Annotated in this window: 12 protein-coding genes and 5 pseudogenes; 5 read left to right on the plus strand and 12 right to left on the minus strand. The window is 68.5% G+C overall.

All coding sequences use genetic code 11. The features are described 5' to 3' along the window. Positions 1-30: 30 nt before the first annotated feature. From P0R32_RS16590 to P0R32_RS16630, 9 genes and pseudogenes are all read right to left on the minus strand, one after another. On the minus strand, positions 31-828 hold the full coding sequence (locus P0R32_RS16590) for a cytochrome c oxidase subunit 3 (RefSeq protein WP_276239746.1): 798 nt from the start codon (positions 826-828) through the stop codon (positions 31-33). A gap of 481 nt (positions 829-1309) precedes the next feature. After that, positions 1310-2390, minus strand: a pseudogene (locus tag P0R32_RS16595) (3-oxoacyl-ACP synthase). After that, positions 2383-3581: pseudogene (locus P0R32_RS16600) on the minus strand (branched-chain amino acid ABC transporter permease). Before P0R32_RS16600 ends, P0R32_RS16595 begins: the two co-directional pseudogenes overlap by 8 nt. 193 nt (positions 3582-3774) lie before the next feature. After that, a pseudogene (locus P0R32_RS16605) lies at positions 3775-4816 on the minus strand (branched-chain amino acid ABC transporter permease). Continuing rightward, positions 4813-5496: an ABC transporter ATP-binding protein gene (locus P0R32_RS16610; RefSeq protein WP_276239884.1), complete on the minus strand. Its 684-nt coding sequence runs from the start codon at positions 5494-5496 to the stop codon at positions 4813-4815. The pseudogene P0R32_RS16605 and the gene P0R32_RS16610 overlap by 4 nt, the downstream one beginning before the upstream one ends. 113 nt (positions 5497-5609) lie before the next feature. Next, positions 5610-6491, minus strand: a complete 882-nt coding sequence (locus P0R32_RS16615; RefSeq protein ID WP_276239749.1) for an ABC transporter ATP-binding protein — start codon at positions 6489-6491, stop codon at positions 5610-5612. A gap of 3 nt (positions 6492-6494) precedes the next feature. Beyond that, positions 6495-7925 (minus strand): ABC transporter substrate-binding protein, encoded by a 1431-nt coding sequence (locus P0R32_RS16620; protein WP_276239750.1) that lies wholly within the window; start codon positions 7923-7925, stop codon positions 6495-6497. A gap of 88 nt (positions 7926-8013) precedes the next feature. Further along, entirely contained in the window at positions 8014-8442 is a 429-nt protein-coding gene (locus tag P0R32_RS16625) for an iron-sulfur cluster assembly scaffold protein (RefSeq protein ID WP_276239885.1), read from the minus strand. Beyond that, positions 8428-9646 (minus strand): annotated as a pseudogene (locus P0R32_RS16630) (aminotransferase class V-fold PLP-dependent enzyme); the annotation flags it as partial. The pseudogene P0R32_RS16630 and the gene P0R32_RS16625, both read right to left, overlap by 15 nt. Positions 9647-9674: 28 nt before the next feature. On the opposite strand from P0R32_RS16630, the gene P0R32_RS16635 reads away from it, so the two are divergent. Further along, positions 9675-10319 carry a type 1 glutamine amidotransferase gene (locus P0R32_RS16635; RefSeq protein WP_276239752.1) on the plus strand — a complete coding sequence of 215 codons (645 nt, stop codon included), beginning with the start codon at positions 9675-9677 and terminating at the stop codon, positions 10317-10319. A 60-nt stretch (positions 10320-10379) separates the two neighbouring features. On the opposite strand, the pseudogene P0R32_RS16640 reads toward P0R32_RS16635, so the two are convergent. From P0R32_RS16640 to P0R32_RS16650, 3 genes and pseudogenes are all read right to left on the minus strand, one after another. Continuing rightward, positions 10380-11083, minus strand: a pseudogene (locus P0R32_RS16640) (helix-turn-helix domain-containing protein). A 63-nt stretch (positions 11084-11146) separates the two neighbouring features. Further along, positions 11147-12820 (minus strand): AMP-binding protein, encoded by a 1674-nt coding sequence (locus P0R32_RS16645; protein ID WP_276239754.1) that lies wholly within the window; start codon positions 12818-12820, stop codon positions 11147-11149. Continuing rightward, positions 12813-13622, minus strand: a complete 810-nt coding sequence (locus tag P0R32_RS16650) for an alpha/beta fold hydrolase (protein WP_276239755.1) — start codon at positions 13620-13622, stop codon at positions 12813-12815. The genes P0R32_RS16645 and P0R32_RS16650 overlap by 8 nt, the downstream gene beginning before the upstream one ends. Before the next feature lie 88 nt (positions 13623-13710). Between P0R32_RS16650 and P0R32_RS16655 the strand changes: the two genes are divergently transcribed. From P0R32_RS16655 to P0R32_RS16670, 4 genes are all read left to right on the plus strand, one after another. Beyond that, positions 13711-14112 carry a MaoC family dehydratase gene (locus tag P0R32_RS16655; RefSeq protein ID WP_276239772.1) on the plus strand — a complete coding sequence of 134 codons (402 nt, stop codon included), beginning with the start codon at positions 13711-13713 and terminating at the stop codon, positions 14110-14112. A gap of 873 nt (positions 14113-14985) precedes the next feature. Further along, a complete protein-coding gene (locus P0R32_RS16660; protein WP_276239773.1) occupies positions 14986-15828 on the plus strand; it encodes a Cdc6/Cdc18 family protein in 843 nt (280 codons plus the stop codon). Continuing rightward, entirely contained in the window at positions 15783-16349 is a 567-nt protein-coding gene (locus P0R32_RS16665) for a Cdc6/Cdc18 family protein (RefSeq protein ID WP_276239774.1), read from the plus strand. The genes P0R32_RS16660 and P0R32_RS16665 overlap by 46 nt, the downstream gene beginning before the upstream one ends. A gap of 318 nt (positions 16350-16667) precedes the next feature. Next, positions 16668-19232 (plus strand): cation-translocating P-type ATPase, encoded by a 2565-nt coding sequence (locus P0R32_RS16670; protein WP_276239775.1) that lies wholly within the window; start codon positions 16668-16670, stop codon positions 19230-19232. The last annotated feature ends 14 nt before the right edge of the window (positions 19233-19246 follow it).

Raw genomic sequence — 19246 nt, forward strand, 5'->3', positions numbered from 1 at the left:
TCCAGCGACCCGCCGACGGTCGGCGAGCGGTCACCCGACGACGGCACCGACGTACAACACCGCGACCAGGAAGATCCAAACGCCGTCGACGAAGTGCCAGTACAGCGAAACCGTCCGGACGGCGGTGTCGTTCCCCTCGGAGTACGCGCCGCGAAGCGACCGCACGAACACGAGTGCGAGCATGACGACGCCCAGCGTCACGTGCAACCCGTGCAGTCCAGTCAGTCCGTAGAAGGCGCTCGCGAACACGCCGTCAGAGAGCGTGAACGACTCCGCGGTGACGAACTCGAAGTACTCGTACGCCTGTCCCGCGACGAAGACGGCCCCGAGAGCTACCGTCGTTCCCAACAGCCCGAGGAACCGGCTACGGTTCCCGGACTCCAGCGCGTCGTGCGCGAAGTGGACCGTCACACTGCTCGCGACGAGGACGACCGTGTTCACGAGCACGAGCGACCCGAGCAACGGGGGCAACTCCGACGGCGGCCACGTCCCCGAGCGGACGAACGCGTAGTAGACGAACCCCGCGGCGAACGTCGCCAGGTCCGAGAGGAGAAACAGCCACATCCCGCCGACGTACAACTGCGAGCGACTCCCCGCCTCGCCGGCGAAGAACGCCTCCCGTGCCCACCCGGCGAGACCGCCCACGACCACGACGACGCCGATACCGGCGACGACCAGTAGCGGCGTCCGGGGAAGCGCGTCACCCACGGCCATCGCACCGCCGGCGCCGAGATACAGCGCCGCCGCGCCGACCGCTGCGACGATGGGCCACCTGCTCGTGTGCTCCGCCGCGTCGTGGTCCGCGGCGGCGGCGTCGGTCCCGTCCATACGTTCGTGTCACGGCGCTGTCCCAAATAGGCACCGCGGGGTCCAGCGTCGCTGTCGCGGTCCCACACCGACGGGAGACGCCGCGTCGCAGTCGCGCTGTACGCGCTCGCGGGCAGTCACCAGACCACGGTGTGCGGCGCTGTCCCCCGAACACCCACCCCCGGGGTCGTCCGCAATTCGTGTCTGCGCCTGGATCTGTGTCGTCGGGTCGCTCGTCTCTCGTCGACAGTCGGTCAGCCACACACGTTCCGAGCGGCGGCGAGTGGAGCGGCGACGGGAGCGATCGACATACCCCACTTAGAACGTGGGATATCGATCCACCGTACTCGAGTGATAGGTCGTTCCACTCAGGGAGCGATATTCGGCAGAACACCCCCGGTGTCGTCCGCAATTCGCTGTTCCGCGTTCGGGGAGGTCCGGTCAGTCGACAACGGTAGAGAATCGCGGCCTCCGAGCGCAAATCCCGGGATCAGCTGACGGCCTACGAGGGCACCGACGACGACGATGCAGGTCGGTCGTCGGTCCACTCCAAGACCGTCGCCGCCCACGTGTAGCCGGTGCCGGCGGCCAGGAACAGCACGACGTCACCGGCGGCGACTCGGTCGCGGTCGAGCCCTCACAGAGCGCGAGCACCTGGTCGGCGCTCTGGACGTGGCCGTAGTCGTCGAGGTAGTAGCTCTCCGACTGATCGACTCCCAGCTCGGCACAGAGGTACTCGTGGAAGGAGCGCTTCATGTGCGTGAGCGCGAGGAAGTCCACGTCGCCGCGCTCGTACCCCGACGCGGCGAGCGCGTCGTCGGCGACGCCGAGGAACGCCGGCGCGGACACGTCGGCGAGGCGCTCCTTCATGTCGTTGGGGTCGGGGACAGTGAGCGAGTGGGCGCCCGCCTCCACCGTGTCGTGGGTGGGTGGGTCTCGTGATCCGCCGGCGGGCATCACCACGTCGCGCGAGAAACTCCCGTCCGTGACCGCCGCCGACTCGCGGACGACGGCGCTCGTCCGCTCGGTCGCGGGGTCGGCCTCCAGCACGGTCGCCGACGCGCCGGATCCGAAGTTGAACATGAAACTGGCGTCGTCGTCCTCGTAGTCGACGAGGTCCTCCTCACGGCTCGCGGTGACGAGCAGCGCGCGGTCGATATCGCCGACGCGGAGTTGGGCGGCGGTGTGACGGATCGCAATCGGCGCTCCAGCACACAGCGTGTACGACTCGTGGGCGTACGCCCCGTCGGCGCCGAGCCGTTCGCAGACGTCCGCCGCCGCCGACCACACGACGTGGTCCTTGTACTCGCTCCCGTGGAACAGGACAAGGTCAGGGCCGACGCCTCGATTCTGGCGTCGGCGAGCGCTTCGCGCCCAGCCGCGACGCACATGTCGCTGACGTGGTCGTCGTCCGGCGGGCAGACGCGCTTCTCGCGCATCCCCATCTTCTCGACGACGACCGACTCCGGAATGCCACTGGTGTCGGCTATCTCGGCGCCGGTCAGTACTTCGTCGGGGACGTACGTCCCGAGCCCGGTCAGGCCGACGGGGCGGTCAGTCGCCGCGTCGCCGCCGTCACTCATCGAACCACCGACGAATGCGGGTGGGGACGGCCTTCGCGAGCGTCCCGCCCATCCGGTCGCGCGCGGTTCCGAGCAGGCCGTTCGGCACGTACAGCACGAACAGGACGAACAACAGCCCGACGTACAGCGCGGCGTGGCCGTTGAGGAACGTGTTGATCGCCTCGGCGACCGTGAGGCCATTGTACAGTTCCGTCGCGAGGGTTCCCTCGCCCACGTTCGCCCGGAGGTACGGGAGGAGACCGCCGCCGCCGCCCTCCTTCGAGAGGAACTCCCGCACGCCCTCGTCGAACAGCGTGCCGTACAGCGGTCCGGCGAGCGTGCCGAACCCGCCGATGATCGACACCAGCAGTGCGTCGCCGGCGACGAGGAAGTAGAAGCCGTTCTCTGGCGTCACCGACCGACGGAAGCCGACGAACAGCGCGCCGGCGATCCCGGCGAAGAAGCCGGAGATGACGAACGCCGACAGCTTGTACACGTACGTGTTATAGCCGATGGCGCGGGCGCGCTCCTCGTTCTCCCGGATCGCGATCAGCGTGCGGCCGAACGGCGAGTGGACGATCCGCTGGAGCAGGAAGTAGCACACGAGGACGACGGCCCCGATGGCGTAGAACGACACCTCCGTCGGCGACAGGTCGATGAAGCCGAGCAGCCCCTCGATGGAGTCGCCCGTCAACTGCCCGATGGCGACGTTGAGCGCGTCGACGCCGGGGACGCCGATCTCGAACCCTCGGTCGTCCCGGTCACGGCGACGCCGTCCCGCGGCGCCGAGGAGACGAAGTCCCAGTCGCGGACGAACACGTACAGGACCTGCGAGAAACCGAGCGTGATCATCGCGAAGTACACACCCGACAGCCGGAACGAGACGGTCCCGATGGCGAGCGCGACGACCGCGGCCGCGACCCCAGCCAACACGAGCAGGAGCATGAACGGCGTCTCCGGCCCCACCAGCGGGAGCGTGTCGTTGGCCGCGAGCGCGACGAGGTATGCGCCGGTTCCGTAGAACGCCGCGTGGCCGAACGACAGGTAGCCCGTGTAGCCGCTGATGAAGTCGAACGACATCGCGAACAGCGCGAAGAACAACACGACGACAAGCGTCTCGATCCGCGGCAACAGCGCCGTGACCTCGGCGGACAGCCCCGAGTTCACGAGCAGAGTGTACACGCCGGGGTAGGCGGCGAACGCGAGCACCACGAGCAGGTGGACGAGGTGGTCCTCGGCGTACTGCCGGTACCACGCCGTCTCGGTGGCAGTTGCGTGCTCGTGTGCTCGCCGTGTCTCGGTCGACGCCGCGACCGACTCGCCGCCGTCGGTCTCCTCGGTGGTTGCCCCGGGCGCGTCAGCGTCGCCGCCGGCCGCGTCAGTCGGGTCGGCAGGGTCGGGGTCGCTAATGGCCCCCCACCTCCGAGACGCCGTACAGGCCCTGCGGCTTCACGATCAGCGTGATGACGAGCACGAGGAACACGACCATCTCCGGCAGGCCGGTGAAGTCGATGACGTTCTGGAACCACCACGTCATTGTGGAGTCGACCAGGCCGACCACCAGCGCCGCGACGACGGTGCCCCGGAACGTGCCGAGGCCGCCGACGATGACGACGACGAACGCCGGGAGCAGCGTCTCGGCCCCGAGCGGGACGGACGCGCCCCACGCCGGGTCCCACGCGAGCAGGACGCCCGCGGCGCCGGCGATGCCGGTGCCGAGCGCGAAGACGACGGTGAACACGCGGTTCACGTCGACGCCGAGCGCCGACAGCATCTCGCTGTCCTCGCCGCCGGCGCGTACGTACAGGCCGTAGCGCGTCCGCGTGAGGAACAGGAACACGCCGACGACCGTCGCGACGCCGAACAGGATCTGGAACAGTTCCAGCCCGCTCGCGGAGACGCCGGCGACGCCGACCGAGTCCGCGAGGAATGTCGGTTTCGTGCCGAGCACGTCCTGCCAGACGGTGGTGGGCTGGCCCGTAGAACAGTACGACGATGCGTGCGAGTTCGTCAAGCACCAGCGTCACGCCGAACGTCAGGAGGATCTGGTACAGCGGCGGCCGGTCGTAGATGGGGCGAACGAGCCCGACTTCGAGGACACCGCCGAGCGCGGCGAGCGCGCCGAAGGCCACGACGACGGCGAGGCCGAACGCGAGCAGTCGAGCGGCGGCGCCGCTCGACTGTGCCACCGTCACGACGAGCACGAGGCCGCCGAGGTAGGCACCGAGCATCGTGAGCGAGCCGTGCGCGAAGTTGAGGACGCCCATCAGGCCGAACACGAGCGTCAACCCGGCGGCGATCATCACGTAGAGGCTCGCCTCCGCCAGACCACGGACGATCACCTCGCCGAGCGTGGCGGGAGAGAACTCGACGAGCGCGTCGACGAGTTGCAGCGGGAGCGCCGAGAACGCCGGCAGCGCCGACAGGAGCGGAACGACGGTGCTCATGCCGAGAGGTACCTCCGGAGGCGTTCGCCGTCGGCGCTCACGTCGGCGGTGTCGCCCTCGTCGACGACCCGTCCGTGGTCGAGGACGTAGAAGCGGTCGGCAACGTCGAGCGCCAGCGGCAGGTTCTGTTCGACGAGCAGCATCGTCGTGTCGGTGGCGGCCTCCGTCAGCGCCTCCGCGACGGCCTCGACGATGAGCGGCGCGAGCCCCTCACTAGGTTCGTCCACCAGCAGGAGGTCGTTGTCGCCGACGAGGCCGCGAGCGATCGCGAGCATCTGCTGTTGGCCGCCGGAGAGGTCCCCGGCCTTCGCCTCGCGGCGCTCTCGCAGGTCGGGGAACGTCTCGAACGCCAGGTCGAGGCCGGCGCTCGTGTCGTCGGCGTCGGGCACCGCGACGCGCACGTTCTCCTCGACAGTCAACTGCCCGAACATCCGCCGGTCTTCGGGGATCCAGCCGACGCCGCGGGCGGCGACCTCGTGGGTTCCCATCCCGACGAGTTCCTCGCCGCGATACTGGATCGACCCCTCGCGCGGCGGCGTCAACTGCAACACCGACCGCAGCGTCGTCGTCTTCCCGACGCCATTGCGACCCATCAGCGCGACGACCTCACCCTCGTACACCTCCAGGTCGACCCCTTCGAGCACGTGGCTGTCGCCGTAGTACGTCTGGACGCCCGTCAACGAGAGGAGCGGGTCGCCCCGGTCGTCGGTCGTCGTGTCGTCCGCGCGGTCCGTGTCGGCGCGGTCAGCGGCGGCGCGGTCAGCGGTGTCGGCCCCGTCGGTTGAGTCGGCGCTCACGCCGCCTCACCTCCAGTGGCGTCACTGCCGTTCGCGTCGCGTCCAGTCGTCTCGCGGCTGTCCGCGTCCGTTCCAGCACTCCCCGGCTCGTACCCGCCGAGGTACGCCTTCTGGACGTCGGGGTCGTTGCGGACGGCACTCGGTTCGTCGTCGGCGATGACGGCCCCCTGGTTGAGGACGACCACGCGGTCGGACACCTCCATCACGATGTCCATGTTGTGCTCGACCAGCAGCACGGCGTGGTCGGTGGCGACGTCCTCTATGAGGTCGACCACGCGGTCGACGCTCTCGGAAGAGACGCCGGCGTTCGGTTCGTCGAGCAGCAGGACGTCCGGGTCGCCCGCGAGGGCGATGCCGACCTCCAGTTGGCGCTTCGCGCCGTGCGACAGCGCGTTAGCCGGTTGCTCGGCGCTGTCGGCGAGGTCGACCCGGTCGAGGATCGCGTACGCCTCGTCGATGTACCGGTCGAGTTGGCCGGCGTTTCGCCAGAAGTTCGTCCCTGCGCCGTCGGCCGCCTGCGCGGCGACGCGGACGTTCTCGAGCACGGTCGAGTTCTCGAACACGTTCGTCACCTGGTACGACCGGTGGACCCCCATGTCGGCGATCTCGTGCGGCGACGCGTCGGTGAGGTCGCGCCAGCCATCGGCATCGCTCGCGCCGGTCGACGGGTCAGCGTCGCCGCCGGCGTCGTCGCGTCGGAGTTCGACGGTCCCCTCGCTCGGGGTCAACACCCCCGTCAGGAGGTTGAAGAACGTCGTCTTCCCGGCGCCGTTCGGGCCGATGAGCGAGCACAGTTCGTCCTCGGCGAGGTCGAACGTCACGTCGTCGACGGCGGTGAGTCCGCCGAACCGCTTCGTCAGCCCCCTCGTTCGAAGCATCGCTTACAGCGAGCAGTTCATCCCGTCGGCGTCCGCCGGGATGGTGGTCTCGTCTGCGGAGATGCGGGCGACGGGGTCGCTCGGCTGGATCGGCGCGCCCCACGCGTCGCTCCACTCGTCGGCCGTCGGCACGACGTTCGCGACGGTCATCTCCGAGCGGGCCTGGTTGTTGTACTCCTGGAACGTGTACGCGTCCGTCCCCTTCGGGGTGTCCGCGACGGTCATCCCACGCAGTGCCGATGCGATGTCGGCGCCCTCCGTGGACCCGCTCTCCTCGACCGCCTGCACGATCGAGGAGGCCGCGGTGAACGTCCCCGAGGTGAACAGGTCCGGCACCTTGCCGTAGGCGTTCACGTACCCGTCGACGAACGCGTTGTTGATCTCGTTGTCGTACTGGTTCCAGTGGTAGCGCGTGGTGAACGGCCCGACGCCGAGGCCGTCGAGTTTCTCCTGCGTGAGCGGCTCGCCGAGTTGGTTCTGGAGGAGGCCGCCGACGACGTTGTTGGTGATCTCGGTGGCGAAGCCGCCGAAGATGGTGAAGTCGTAGTCGCCGTTGAGGTACGACGTGAACAGCGCCGGCAGCGTCGCGACCGTGAAGCCGCCGACGATGCCCTCGGCACCCGCCTCGGCGGCGTTGTCGAGCAGGCCCTCCCACTCGGAGTACCCCTGCGGGACGAACCGCTTGCCCACGATGTCGACGCCCTCGGCTTCGAGCACCGCCTCGTAGTTGTTGACGACCGCGCGACCGAACGAGTAGTCGGCGCCGAACAGGTACACCGAGGACACGTCGGACTCCCGGGCGACGTAGCGGCCGCCGGAGCGCGCGTCCATCGCGGTGTTCTCAGAGGCGCGGAACACCAACTCGCTGCACGACTCAGACTCGGAGGTGACGGAGGCGGACGCCGCCGGCCCGATCATCAGCGGGACGCTGGCCTGCTGGGCCACCGTCTGGCTCACGCGCGTCGCGGCGCCCGAGGAGGTGAGGCCGAACAGCATGTCGACGTCCTCGTCGGTGACGAGGTTCGTCGCGAGCGACTGCGCCGTGTCCGCTGAGAACTGCGTGTCGCGGATCAACAGCTCGTAGTCGACGTCGCCGACCGTGACGGTCTGGGTCCCGGTCTCGGCGGCGAGTTGCGGCTCGCCGCCGGCCTTGTACGCGAGTCCGGAGGAGAACCCCCACAGCGCCTGCTGGCCGTAGTACTGGAGGTCGCCCGAGACGGGCTGGAGCACGCCGATCTTTACGGTCCCCGACGCGCCACCCGAACTTCCTGCTGTCGTGCCTTCCATGTCGCTACTCTCTGTCGTCGTGTCGCCGCCGCCGTTGTTCTCCGTGTCGCTTCCGCTGCCGTCGCCGCCCGTACACCCGGCCAATCCCGCGATCCCCGAGGCGCCGAGCGCCGCCAGCGTTCGGCGTCGTGTGATACGCTTGCTCATACAGAGCGATACTGCCACGTATCCGGCAAGAACTGCGTGGTTAACATGTGAACGCGCGGCGCGAACGCCGAGCGCTCACGGTCGCCGACTACACAGATTCCGTGCGCTGGCCCTCCGTGAGGTAGTCGCGAGCGGCTTCTCTGATGACGGCTTCGGGGCCTTCGACACACTCGCGTCGGAGGTCGGGGTACTGTCCCTCGAGTTGGCGGGCGACGTAGCCGTCGAGTTCCGCCACCTCGGCGACCGGCATCCCCTTGAGGTGCTCCGAGAGGAGGCTGGCCACGGCGCGGCTGACCGCACAGCTCCGGCTCTCGAAGGCGATGTCGTCGATGCGGTCGTCGGTGATCGTGACGTGGAACTCGCCGTCGTCGCCGCAAGTGGTCTCCTCGGAGGACTTCACGAACGTCGGGTCGGTGAGGCCGCCCTGGTTCCGGTGGTCGTAGTAGTGTTCGCTGACGAGGTCGTGGTAGCGGTCGGAGGTCAGATAGTCGTCGAGGTCGTCGCGAGCGGTGTCCACGACTTCGAGGAGGCGGTCGACGTCGGCGCGGGTGTTGTAGACGTAGAACGACGCACGGGCCGACCCGGGGATGTCCAGGCGGTCGTGCAGCGGTTGGGTGCAGTGGTCGCCGGCGCGGATGGCGATTCCCCGGTCGTTGAGGAGGCTGGAGAGGTCGTGCCCGTGGACGCCCTCGACGTTGAACGAGACAGCCGGTGCGCTCCTCGCCGATGTCCGGGCCGTACGTCCGGACGAACTCCCGGTCGGCGAGTTCCCGCAGGAGGTACTGGGCGAGGTCGTCCTCGTGGTCGCGGACGGCCTCCATGCCAAGGTCGTCGAGGTAGTCGACGGCGGCGCCGAGCGCGATCCCCTCGGCGATGGGCGGGGTGCCTGCCTCGAACTTCCACGGGAGTTCGTTCCACGTGGAGTCGGTGAGGGTGACGTTGCGGATCATCTCCCCGCCGAACAGGAACGGGTCGAGGTCCTCCAGAATCTCGCGCTTCCCGTACAGGCCGCCGATCCCGGTGGGGCCGGCGAGTTTGTGGCCGCTGAACGCGAAGAAGTCCGCGTCCATCGCCCCGACGTCGACGGGGCGCGTCGGGGCGGACTGAGCGCCGTCGACGACCGCGTACGCGTCGTGGTCGTGCGCGAGGTCGACGAGGTCCGCGACGGGGTTGACCGTGCCGAGCACGTTCGACACGTGCGGTGCACACACGACCGCAGTGTCGTCGGTGATGATCTCGGCGGCCGCGTCCATGTCGAGGTGGCCGTCGGTCGTGACGGGGATGTGCCGGACCGTCGCGCCCGTCCGCTTTGCGATCTGCTGCCACGTCACGAGCGACGCGTGGTGGTCCATCTCCGTCGCGACAATCTCGTCGTCAGCGTCCAGGTGCTGGCTGACCCCGTACGCGACGAGGTTGATGCTCTCGGTCGTGTTCTTCGTGAACACCATCTCCTCGCGGCCGTCGGCGCCGACGAACTCGGCGACGCGGTCGTGCGCCTGCTCGTAGGCGACCGAGGCCTCGTGGCTGAGTTCGTGGATGCCGCGGTGGATGTTCGAGTTGTAGTCGGCGTAGAACTCCTCGAAGACGTCGTACACCTGTTTGGGCGTATGCGTGGTGGCGGCGTTGTCGAGGTACGTGAGCGGGTGGCCGTTCACCCGGCGTTCGAGAATGGGGAAGTCGTCGCGAATCGCCGCGGCGTCGAAGGGCATATCTCCGTCCATACAGCACCTCCATATAAGTGATGCGTCCGTGATTCTGGTACTCGACAACGCGGTCGACGGCGGCTACATGGCCGGCGAGATCGTGCACTTCCTCCCCGACGCCCGCGCGTACAACTACCCGAACGAGGACGGCGACCCGAGTCTCGACGGCGTCGACGGCGTCGTCATCGGCGGCAGCGAGGTCGGCGTGTACGACGAACCGGACCAGCCGTGGATCACCGAGCAGAAGCGCTTCGTGCGCCGCCTCGTCGAGGAGGGCGTCCCTACGCTCGGCATCTGCTTCGGCCACCAGATCCTCAACGCCGCGCTCGGCGGGGAGGTCGTCGACAGCGGGGTCACTCGCCTCCACCTCCACGACGCAGAGTTCGACGACGACCCCCTGTTCGAGGGGGTCGAACCGACCGTGCCCGTGCTCCACTCCGACGTGGTGACCGAACTCGGCGAGGGGATGGAGGTGATCGCGCGTGCGGACTACTACGAGTACTTCGCCACCCGGCACCGCGAGAGCCCAGTGTGGTCCGTCCAGTACCACCCAGAGTTCACGCCGCGGATCGTCGACGAGTACGACGGCTGGGAGGAGCGTGATCGGTCCTTCGAGGACTCCACCGCGACCCGAACGCTCGCCAACTTCGCGACCCTCGTAGAGTCGATCGGGAGCGACGCCGGCGACTGACAACGCCACCGCCAGCGCCACCGCTGCCACGAGCGTCGCTACCGCCGACCGCCACCTACCCTACTCCTCTAACTCGCTCATCGCGTCGACGACGCGTTCGAGCATCTTCCGCTGGCCGCGCCGGAGGTTCTTCGACACCGCCGGCTTCGACACGTCGAACCGCTCGGCGAGCGTGCCGAGCGTGGCCGACCGCGGACTCTCGAAGTACCCCTCTGATGCGGCTGTCTCCAGCGTCTCCCGCTCGACCGCCGAGAGGTCCTTGCACCCCTCGATGAGCGTCATCGCCGCGCCCGCGTTCTGGATGAACCCCTGCAACTCCGGCAGGTCGGGTTCGTCGCGCTCGAGCACCTGGTACTCGTTGTCGCGGTCGAGCCGCGACAGCGTGCCGTCGGCCTCGCCGCGGTCGTCGAAGCCGACGTGCCACAGCTCGAGCCGTCGGCGATGTAGAACGGGCCGGTGATGTAGCCGCCGCCGTCGCGGATCGTCGACATCGCGGCCGTCTCGTCGATCACCGTCCGGACGTGGGCGACGCCGCCCGTCTTCGAGAGGAGTCGGTACTCCCGAAGCCCCTCGTGCTCCCGCAACTCCGAGAGGCCCTGGCCGAGCGCCTCCCGGTCGTCACCCTCGACGACCATCCGCGTCTCCAGCGTGTCCGACGCCGTGTCGAACTCCCAGTGGACGGCCGAGAACGCGAGGTCGTGCTCCTCGGTCGCGTGGATGAACGGACAGTCGTACTGCTCCATGTCCAGGGTGACGTCGATCATGGTGCCCACTCGTCACCAGATATTGGCGATTATCTACATAATTGTTTGTGTAGGCGCCGCCGGTCACTCGTCGTCGCCGAACCGCTCGCGGATCGCCTCGCGGTCGATCTTCGACGGCCCAGAGTACGGCACGCTGTCGACGAACGCCAGGTGTCTCGGGTGTTTGAACCGCGCCAGCTTCCCGTCGAGGAACGTCTCCAAGTCGGAGAGGGTGAGCGACGTGTCGCCCTCGACGACCGCCTTGCCGACGGTGCCCCACGTGTCGTCGGCGACGCCGATCACCACCGCCTCGCGGATCCCCGGGTGGTCGGTGAGCACGTCCTCGACCTCGGCGGGGAAGACGTTCTCGCCGCCGCTGACGTACATGTTCTTCTTGCGCCCTTCGATGTGGTAGTAGCCGTCGGCGTCGACACGCGCGAGGTCGCCAGTCGACACCCACCCGTCGCCGAAGGTGGCCGTCGTCTCCTCGGGCGCGTTCCAGTAACCGTCCGCGGCCGCGGGACTCGACAGTTCGAGTTCGCCCACGGTGCCGGCGTCCACGGGGTGGCCGTCGGCGTCGACGACGCGGGCGGTGACGTGGGGCGCCGGCACGCCGACGGCGTCGGCCTTCTCTCGGGGCCAGTCGTCGGGCATGGCGAAGTTGTTCGGCCCGCACTCGGTGAGGCCGTACCCCTGCGACAGGTCGACGCCGCGGTCCCACCACGCTTCGAGCACGGAGCGGCGACACGGCCCCCCGCCCGACTTCGCGAACCGGAGCGTCGACAGGTCGGTCGCCGCCCAGTCGTCGTGGTCGCGCATCATCCGGAGCACCGCCGGGACGGCGACGAGCACCGTCGCGTCGCGCTCGTCGACGATCCCCAACACCTGCCCGGGGTCGAACTCCCGTGCGATCACGACGGTCCCACCCATGTGGAACAGCGGCACCGTCAGGACGTTCCACCCGCCCGTGTGGAACATCGGGAACGGCATCGGCGTCAGGTCGTCCGCGCGGAGCCCCCACGCCGCGATCGTCGTCATCGAGTTCCAGTAGATTGCTCGGTGAGAGATCACGGTCTGTTTCGGCGTCCCCGTCGAGCCGCCGGTGTGTAGGAACAGGTGTGAGTCAGAGGGCGACACGACTGGCCGATCCACCCGGTCGACCGACTCCTCGCGGCGGACGGTCGCGAACGACTCCCCGCCGAGCGCCGCGGTCGTGTCCCCGACCGCGTCGGCGTCGTCGCCGACGACGAGCAGCGTCGGGTCGAGGTCGGTGGGGTCGCCAGTCGCGTTATTCGCGTCGGTGGCGTTGTTCGCGTCAGTCGCATCCGTCGCAACTGCCGCGTCACTGGTCGCTTCACCGAGTGCGGCCGTCAGCAGGTCGGCGCTTTCGGCTTCGACGACCACCGCCGTCGGGTCCGAGTCGGCGAGGAGCGTCCCCAGTTCGGGCGGCGCGAGGCGGTGCGACAGCGGCGCGAGCACGGCACCGAGCTTCCCGGTCGCGAAGAACAGATCGACGAGCGCCGGTCGGTTCCGCGAGAGCGTCACGACCCGGTCGCCACGGCCCACACCGCGGGCCGCGAGGGCGCTCGCCGTCCGCTCGGCGCGCTCATCGAGGTCCGCGTACGTGTACTCGACACCCGTCGTCGCGTCGATCAGTCCGACACGGTCGGGTGAGAGCCGCGCGCGTCGGCCCGACCAGTCGCCCACCCAGTGGGTCCCAGGTGGGATGCCGGTCGTCGCGGTCGCCCGTTCAGACATCAGCGAGGAACTCCGCGAGCATGCTGTTGACACGAGCCGCCTCCTCGATGAAGAACAGGTGCGAGCCGTCCTCGACGAACGTCTCGCGAGCGTTGGGGATCCGCTCGGCGAGCAGTCGACCGTTCTCGACCGGGAGCACCCGGTCGCCCGTCCCGTGGGCGACGAGCGTCGGAATGGCGATGTCGTCGAGTTCCTCGCTGGCGTCGAACGCCTGGACGGCGGCGGCCTGCCACTCGCGCGCGCTCGGCGAGGCGTCGGAGTCGAGTCGTTCGTCGACGATGTCCTCGATCAGTTCGGGGTTGGCCTCGGCGAATCCGTCGCTGAGTGCCGGGGCCATCTTGTACCGGATCGCCTCGCGTTCGTCGGCGTCGTCGGGGACCGAGAACATCCGAGCGAGCGTCTCGTCGGGCGTCGCGACCGCGTCTGGCCCGCCCGGTGAGGTACACAGCAGCGTGAGCGACGTCGCGCGGTCGTACTCGAGGACGTATCGTTGAGCGACCATCCCGCCCATCGACGCGCCAACGACGTGGGCAGCGTCGACGCCGACGGTCGCGAGGACGGCCTCCAAGTCCCCAGCCATCGCGTCGATCGTGTACGGTCCCTCCGGCGTCGCCGACGATCCCGTCCCCCGGTTGTCCCACAGGACGACGTGGTAGTCGTCGCCCAGGGCGTCGGCCTGTCGGTCCCACATCCACCGACCGTAGCCGAGTCCCTCACAGAGGACGACCGTCTCCGCTTCGGTCGCGTCGCGACCGCGCTGTTCGTACGCGATCGCGACGCCGTCGTGATCCGCGGTTGGCACGTGGATCGGGTGGCTACGGGGCACCATTAACCGGGCGTTTCACATGTTAACCCCCGACGCTTTCGCCCCGGTGGTCCCAGCGGGACACATGCCAGTCGCGACCGTCGGTGAGACTGCCGATGCGACGATCGAGGTGACGACAGAAGCGATCGACACGTACGCGAGCGTCACCGGGGACACCAATCCGATCCACCTCGACGACGAGTACGCCGCCGAGACGATGTTCGGCGGGCGGATCGCACATGGGATGCTCGGTGCCGGCGTGATCAGCGCCGCACTGGCGTCGCTCCCGGGGGACGTGATCTATCTCTCGCAGGACTGCTCGTTCGAAGCACCCGTCCGTCCCGGAGACACGCTCAACGCATCCGTCGAGGTGCTGGAGGAACTCGGCGGCGACAGACTCCGCGTGGAGACAGTCGCTCGTGTGGACGGAGAACTCGTCATCGACGGTGAAGCCGTCGTGCTCTCGGTCCCACACGACGACGAGTAACCGACGAGTCGACGGGTGGCCTACAGGACGACGGGTACTCCACACGAGCACAGAGCACGCACGAGAGCAAAACACGCGGGGCGTCGCGTCTGTCCCGAACTCGCGAACCGAAGCACGGCGGTCGATCTCGCCCGGTCCCACCCCCGGGGGTGTCCGCAATTTCGATGGAGTCCGTACGCCGACAGGAGCCAGCCATCTGGATACCCCACAGTTTGAACGTGGGGTATCGCGGACCCTCGAAGCCGACCTGTCCGCTGCGCCGCCGACGGTGAGTGGCGCCATCCCGGGGGCCCCCGGGGTCGTCCGCAATTCTGGCGCGATACCGTCCCCCCGACGACTGGCCGTGGCCAGTCGAGTCCCACTCGGCGGTTCGAGTCGACTGGTGGGAACTGCCGTCACACTGCTGGAGACTGGCGGTGACGCGCGTCCGACGGATCCACGACGGGGGCCCCCGGGGGTGTCCGCAATTTGACCGTGACAGTGGGGAGGGGACGAATCGTTGGTCGGTCGCCAGTACCACAAACACGTATAAACACGCTGAAGATGAGAAAGACAGACTGCTGATTCTCGTTGCTCACTTCTTCTACTCACTCACTCACTAGACCTAGTAGAAACAGTTTAGTTAGTAGTACAGTTCCATGTCCGCAATCAGGTGTCCGATCGGTCGAACACCCGATATCGACCTCGAACCGCGCCGACACCCCCACCCACCCGTTCGCGGGTAATTGCGGACATCCCCGGGGGCCCGGGTGGGGGTATCCACCGCCAATCGACAGTATTTGCGGACAACACGGGGGGTCGTCCGGACGTGCCGGACGCGTCAGACATTGCGGACAGGGGGGTTTATGTGGGTGGAATGCACGGAGACGAGTGATGGGTCAGTCTCCGTACTCGACAACCTCCGAGATCTTCGCCACCGGAGGCGAGGGGTACCTCAAGGAGGATCACACGCCCTCGACGCTCCCGGAGCGGCGCGAGGAGATCCTCAAGCTCCGACGGTCGCTCAAGCCGGCGGCGCGGGGAGTGGGCGCGGAGAACGCCTTCCTCTCGGGGAAAGCCGGGCAGGGGAAGACCGCGGCGGCGAAAGCCGAGTTGGCAGAGCTCCAAGCGTTCGCGACCGCCGAGGACCTGGAACTGACGACCGTGCTGTTCTCGTGTGAGGGGATCTCTTCGAGCTACACCCTCGCGTGCGGGCTGTGTGAGGAACTCGGGGGCACGAACCCCAACGGCCACCCGATGCAGAAGGTGCTCGACCACCTGTGGGAGGCGATGAACCAGGTCGGGGGGACGATCATCATCGTCCTCGACGAGATCGACAACCTCGGTACCGACGACAAGATCCTCTACTCCCTCCCGCGTGCACGGGACAAGAACTACGTCAACGACGACGTGTACCCGTCGGTCATCGGGATCAGCAACGACCTGCAGTGGCGTGACAACCTCGACCCGGCGGCGAAAGACAGCCTTTACGACGACTCGATCTTCTTCGCGCCGTACGACGCCAACGACCTGCGGGACATCCTCTCGCGCCGCGCCAGCAAGGCGTTCCGTGACACCGACCTCGTGTACGAAAACCCCGACGGCGAGACGTTCACCATCTCGGTCGACCTCGACGGCGACGACGAGTCGCTCGACACCGCCTTCGAGGCTCGCGGGATCGACCGCGGCGCGTGCACGCTCCGGGGATCGACTCGGGCGTGCTCTCGGAGGACGTGATCCCGCTGTGTGCGGCGTACGCCGCCCAGGACAAAGGGAGCGCACGGCAGGCGATCAAGTACCTCCGAAAGGCCGCCGCGATCGCCGAGTCCGAGGACAGCCCGACGGTCCTCGGCGACCACGTCCGCGCCGCCCAAGACGAGGCCGAGCGCGAACTCATCATCGAGGGGATGGAACAGCTCACCACGCAGGGCCACCTCGCGCTCGCGGCGGTGACGATCCTCGAACTCGCGAACGAAACCGACGTCCGCACGCGCGACGTGTACGACGTGTACAAGTCGCTCACCAACGACATCGACGCCGACCAACTCGCCCAGCGCCGGATGCGCGACCACCTCATCGAGTTGGACATGCTGAGCATCATCCGCGCTCGCAAGTCCGCCTCGGGGTCGGTCGGTGGCGAGGCGTACACGTTCGAGCTCAGAGTCGAGCCGTCCACCGCACTCGACGTGCTGGAGGCGGTATCGCGCTTCGACGACGTCGACTTCAACACAATGACGCAGAACTGGCTCCGCGAGTGAGCAACCGGGTCTGACCGTCTGCGACTGCTCCTGAGGTCATCCACTCCACTTTCGAGGTCGTTCATCCTCTCCACGAGGACATCCACCCACCCCCGGGGGTGTCCGCAATTCGGCCGGACACGGACTGTCTCGCCGCTCCGCGACTGAGACTGGTCGATCGATCGGTGACCGGTCCGGTTCGACTGTCGGACCCAACTCGCCGATCCGGATCATCCCCAGTCGCCAACCGGCTGCCACCCTTATTGTCTGGCGTCGCACATACCGAGGCGTGATTGACGTTCGCGTTCGACCGTCGGCGTCGGTGTCGGTGTCACGCGCATGAGCGAGTGGCACGCGACGGACGCCGAGACGGTGTGTGCGGATCTGGACACGAGTCCGGACGGGCTCGATGAATCGGCGGTCGCCGACCGCCTCAGTCGACACGGGCCGAACGAACTCGCGAGCGAACAGACGCGCCCGTGGTGGCGGGTGTTGATCGAGCAGTTCGCCAGCCCGCTGATCTGGTTGCTCGTCGCCGCGGCGGCGGTGTCGTTCCTCGTCGGTCACCCCGTCGACGCGGTGCTCATCACGGTCATCGTCGCGGCAAACGGCGTGTTCGGGTTCGCCCAGGAGTTCCGCGCCGAGCGGAGCATCGAGGCGCTCCGAGACATGGCCTCGCCCACGGTCCGCGTCCGTCGCGACGGGGCCGACCGCCGCGTCGACGCCGCGGCGCTCGTCCCGGGCGACGTCGTCCTGCTCGGGCAAGGGGACGTGGTGCCGGCGGACGCACGGGTGCTCACCCAGACCGACCTCGAAGTCGACGAGTCGGCGCTGACGGGCGAGAGCCTCCCGGTCGCGAAGGAGTCGTCGCCCGTCCCGGCTGACACCCCCCTCGCCGAGCGGACGACGATGCTGTACCGGGGGACGAACGTGACTCGCGGGAACGCCACCGCGGTCGTCGTCGCGACCGGGATGGACACGGAGGTCGGAGCCATCGCCGAACAGCTCGCGGTCGCCGCCGACCGCTCGACCCCGCTCCAGCGCAACCTCCACACGCTCGGACGCCGCCTCGCGACGGGGGTGGTCGTGCTGTCGCTCGCACTGGTTCCCATCCTCGTGTGGGGCGGGGCAGACACCGTCCAAGCGGCGTTGACGGCGATCTCGCTGGCGGTCGCGGCGGTTCCCGAGGGTCTGCCAGCGGTCGTGACGCTGACGCTGGCGCTCGGTGTCAGGCGGATGGCCGACGAGAATGCGCTGGTGCGGCGACTCACCGCGGTCGAGGCGCTCGGCTCCGTCGACGTGATCTGCACGGACAAGACGGGCACGCTCACTCGTGGGGAGATGCAGGTGACGCGCGCGTGGGTGCACGACGAGACGGTCGACCTCCCGACGGACTCGGCGGTCGACGACGACCGCCTCGACCGCCTGTTCGAGATCGGCGCGCTCTGTAACGACGCGACCGCCGAGGAGGGAGAACCGACTGAACGCGCGCTCGTCGCCGCGGCAGCCGACCACGGCGTCGACGTGGACGAACGCCGCCGAGAGCGACCACGAAACGGCGAGCGATCGTTCTCTTCGGCCCGCCAGCGGATGGCGACGGTCCACGACGACGTCGTGTACGTCAAGGGCGCGCCGCGGGCGGTGGTCGAGCGGTCGACGGCGGTGCTCACTGCGGACGGCGTCGTCCCACTGACCGACGACATCCGTTCGGAGATCCTGTCGACGGTGGACGCGTTCGCGGCTGACGCGCTCCGCGTGCTCGGGTTCGCGTACAAGCCCACCGACGACGGTGACCCCGAGACGGACCTCGTGTTCGTCGGCCTCCAGGGACTGCTGGACCCGCCTCGACCGGAGGTCCGCGAGGCCATCGCGGACACACACGCGGCGGGAATCTCGGTGAAGATGATCACGGGCGACAATCCCGTGACGGCGCGGGCAATCGCCCGCGAGGTCGGCATCGAGTCGGCCGTGGTGACCGGGTCGGAAATCGACGACACCGACGACGCCACGCTCCGCGACCGCGTCAACGAGGTGGACGTGTTCGCCCGCATGACGCCCGAGCACAAGGTCCGCGTCCTCCGCGCGCTCCGCGCGACGGGCCACACGGTCGCGATGACGGGCGACGGTGTCAACGACGCACCGGCGCTGAAACACGCCGACGTGGGCGTCGCGATGGGGATCCGCGGGACCGACGTCGCCAAGCAGGCGAGCGACATCGTCCTCTTAGACGACAACTACGCGACGATCCGCAACGCCGTGCGGCGTGGCCGGGCCATCTACGACAACATCTGGACGTTCGTCGCGTACCTGTTGAGCGCGAACGCCGCGGAGGTGCTGCTCGTCGTCGCGGCGTCGCTGTTCGGCTACCTCGTCCTCCCGGCGGCGCAACTGCTGTGGATCAACCTCCTCACCGACGGCCTCCCGGCGCTCGCGCTCGGCTCGGACCCCGGCGCGGAGGACACGATGACGCGGGCGCCCCGCGGCGGCGCCGCCGGAATCGTCGACGCGTCGATGATCCGGTTCGTCGTCGGAGCCGGCTTGCTGGTCAGCGCGGTCATGCTCGGTCTGCTGTTCTACACGCTCAACGGCGCCGCGAGCATGACGCCGTACGCGATGACGATGGTGTTCACCGGCTTCGTCGTCTTCGAGTTCGGGAAACTGTACGTCGTCCGCTGGACCCGCGGGACGCCGCTGGTGTCGAATCCGTGGCTCGCGGCCGCGGTCGCGCTCTCGCTCGGGGCGCACCTGACTGTGCTGTACACGCCGCTCGGGTCGTTCTTCGGGACGGTCCCGTTGGGTGTGGACGACTGGCTCCTCCTCGGCGGGGCGCTCGTCGCGACGCTCCCGCTGCTCGTCGGTGTCGGGTACGTCGCTCGGCGGCGTGGGATACAGCGCGTCGGGTAACTGGCTCCGGACTC

It is taken from the genome of Halobaculum marinum, assembly GCF_029338555.1.
Classification (GTDB): domain Archaea; phylum Halobacteriota; class Halobacteria; order Halobacteriales; family Haloferacaceae; genus Halobaculum; species Halobaculum marinum.

Coding starts and splice junctions, on each gene's coding strand:
- P0R32_RS16590 (WP_276239746.1), bottom strand. CDS start 828: ATGGACGGGACCGACGCCGCCGCCGCGGACCACGACGCGGCGGAGCAC.
- P0R32_RS16670 (WP_276239775.1), top strand. CDS start 16,668: ATGAGCGAGTGGCACGCGACGGACGCCGAGACGGTGTGTGCGGATCTG.
- P0R32_RS16655 (WP_276239772.1), top strand. CDS start 13,711: ATGCCAGTCGCGACCGTCGGTGAGACTGCCGATGCGACGATCGAGGTG.
- P0R32_RS16645 (WP_276239754.1), bottom strand. CDS start 12,820: ATGTCTGAACGGGCGACCGCGACGACCGGCATCCCACCTGGGACCCAC.
- P0R32_RS16620 (WP_276239750.1), bottom strand. CDS start 7,925: ATGAGCAAGCGTATCACACGACGCCGAACGCTGGCGGCGCTCGGCGCC.
- P0R32_RS16660 (WP_276239773.1), top strand. CDS start 14,986: ATGGGTCAGTCTCCGTACTCGACAACCTCCGAGATCTTCGCCACCGGA.
- P0R32_RS16615 (WP_276239749.1), bottom strand. CDS start 6,491: ATGCTTCGAACGAGGGGGCTGACGAAGCGGTTCGGCGGACTCACCGCC.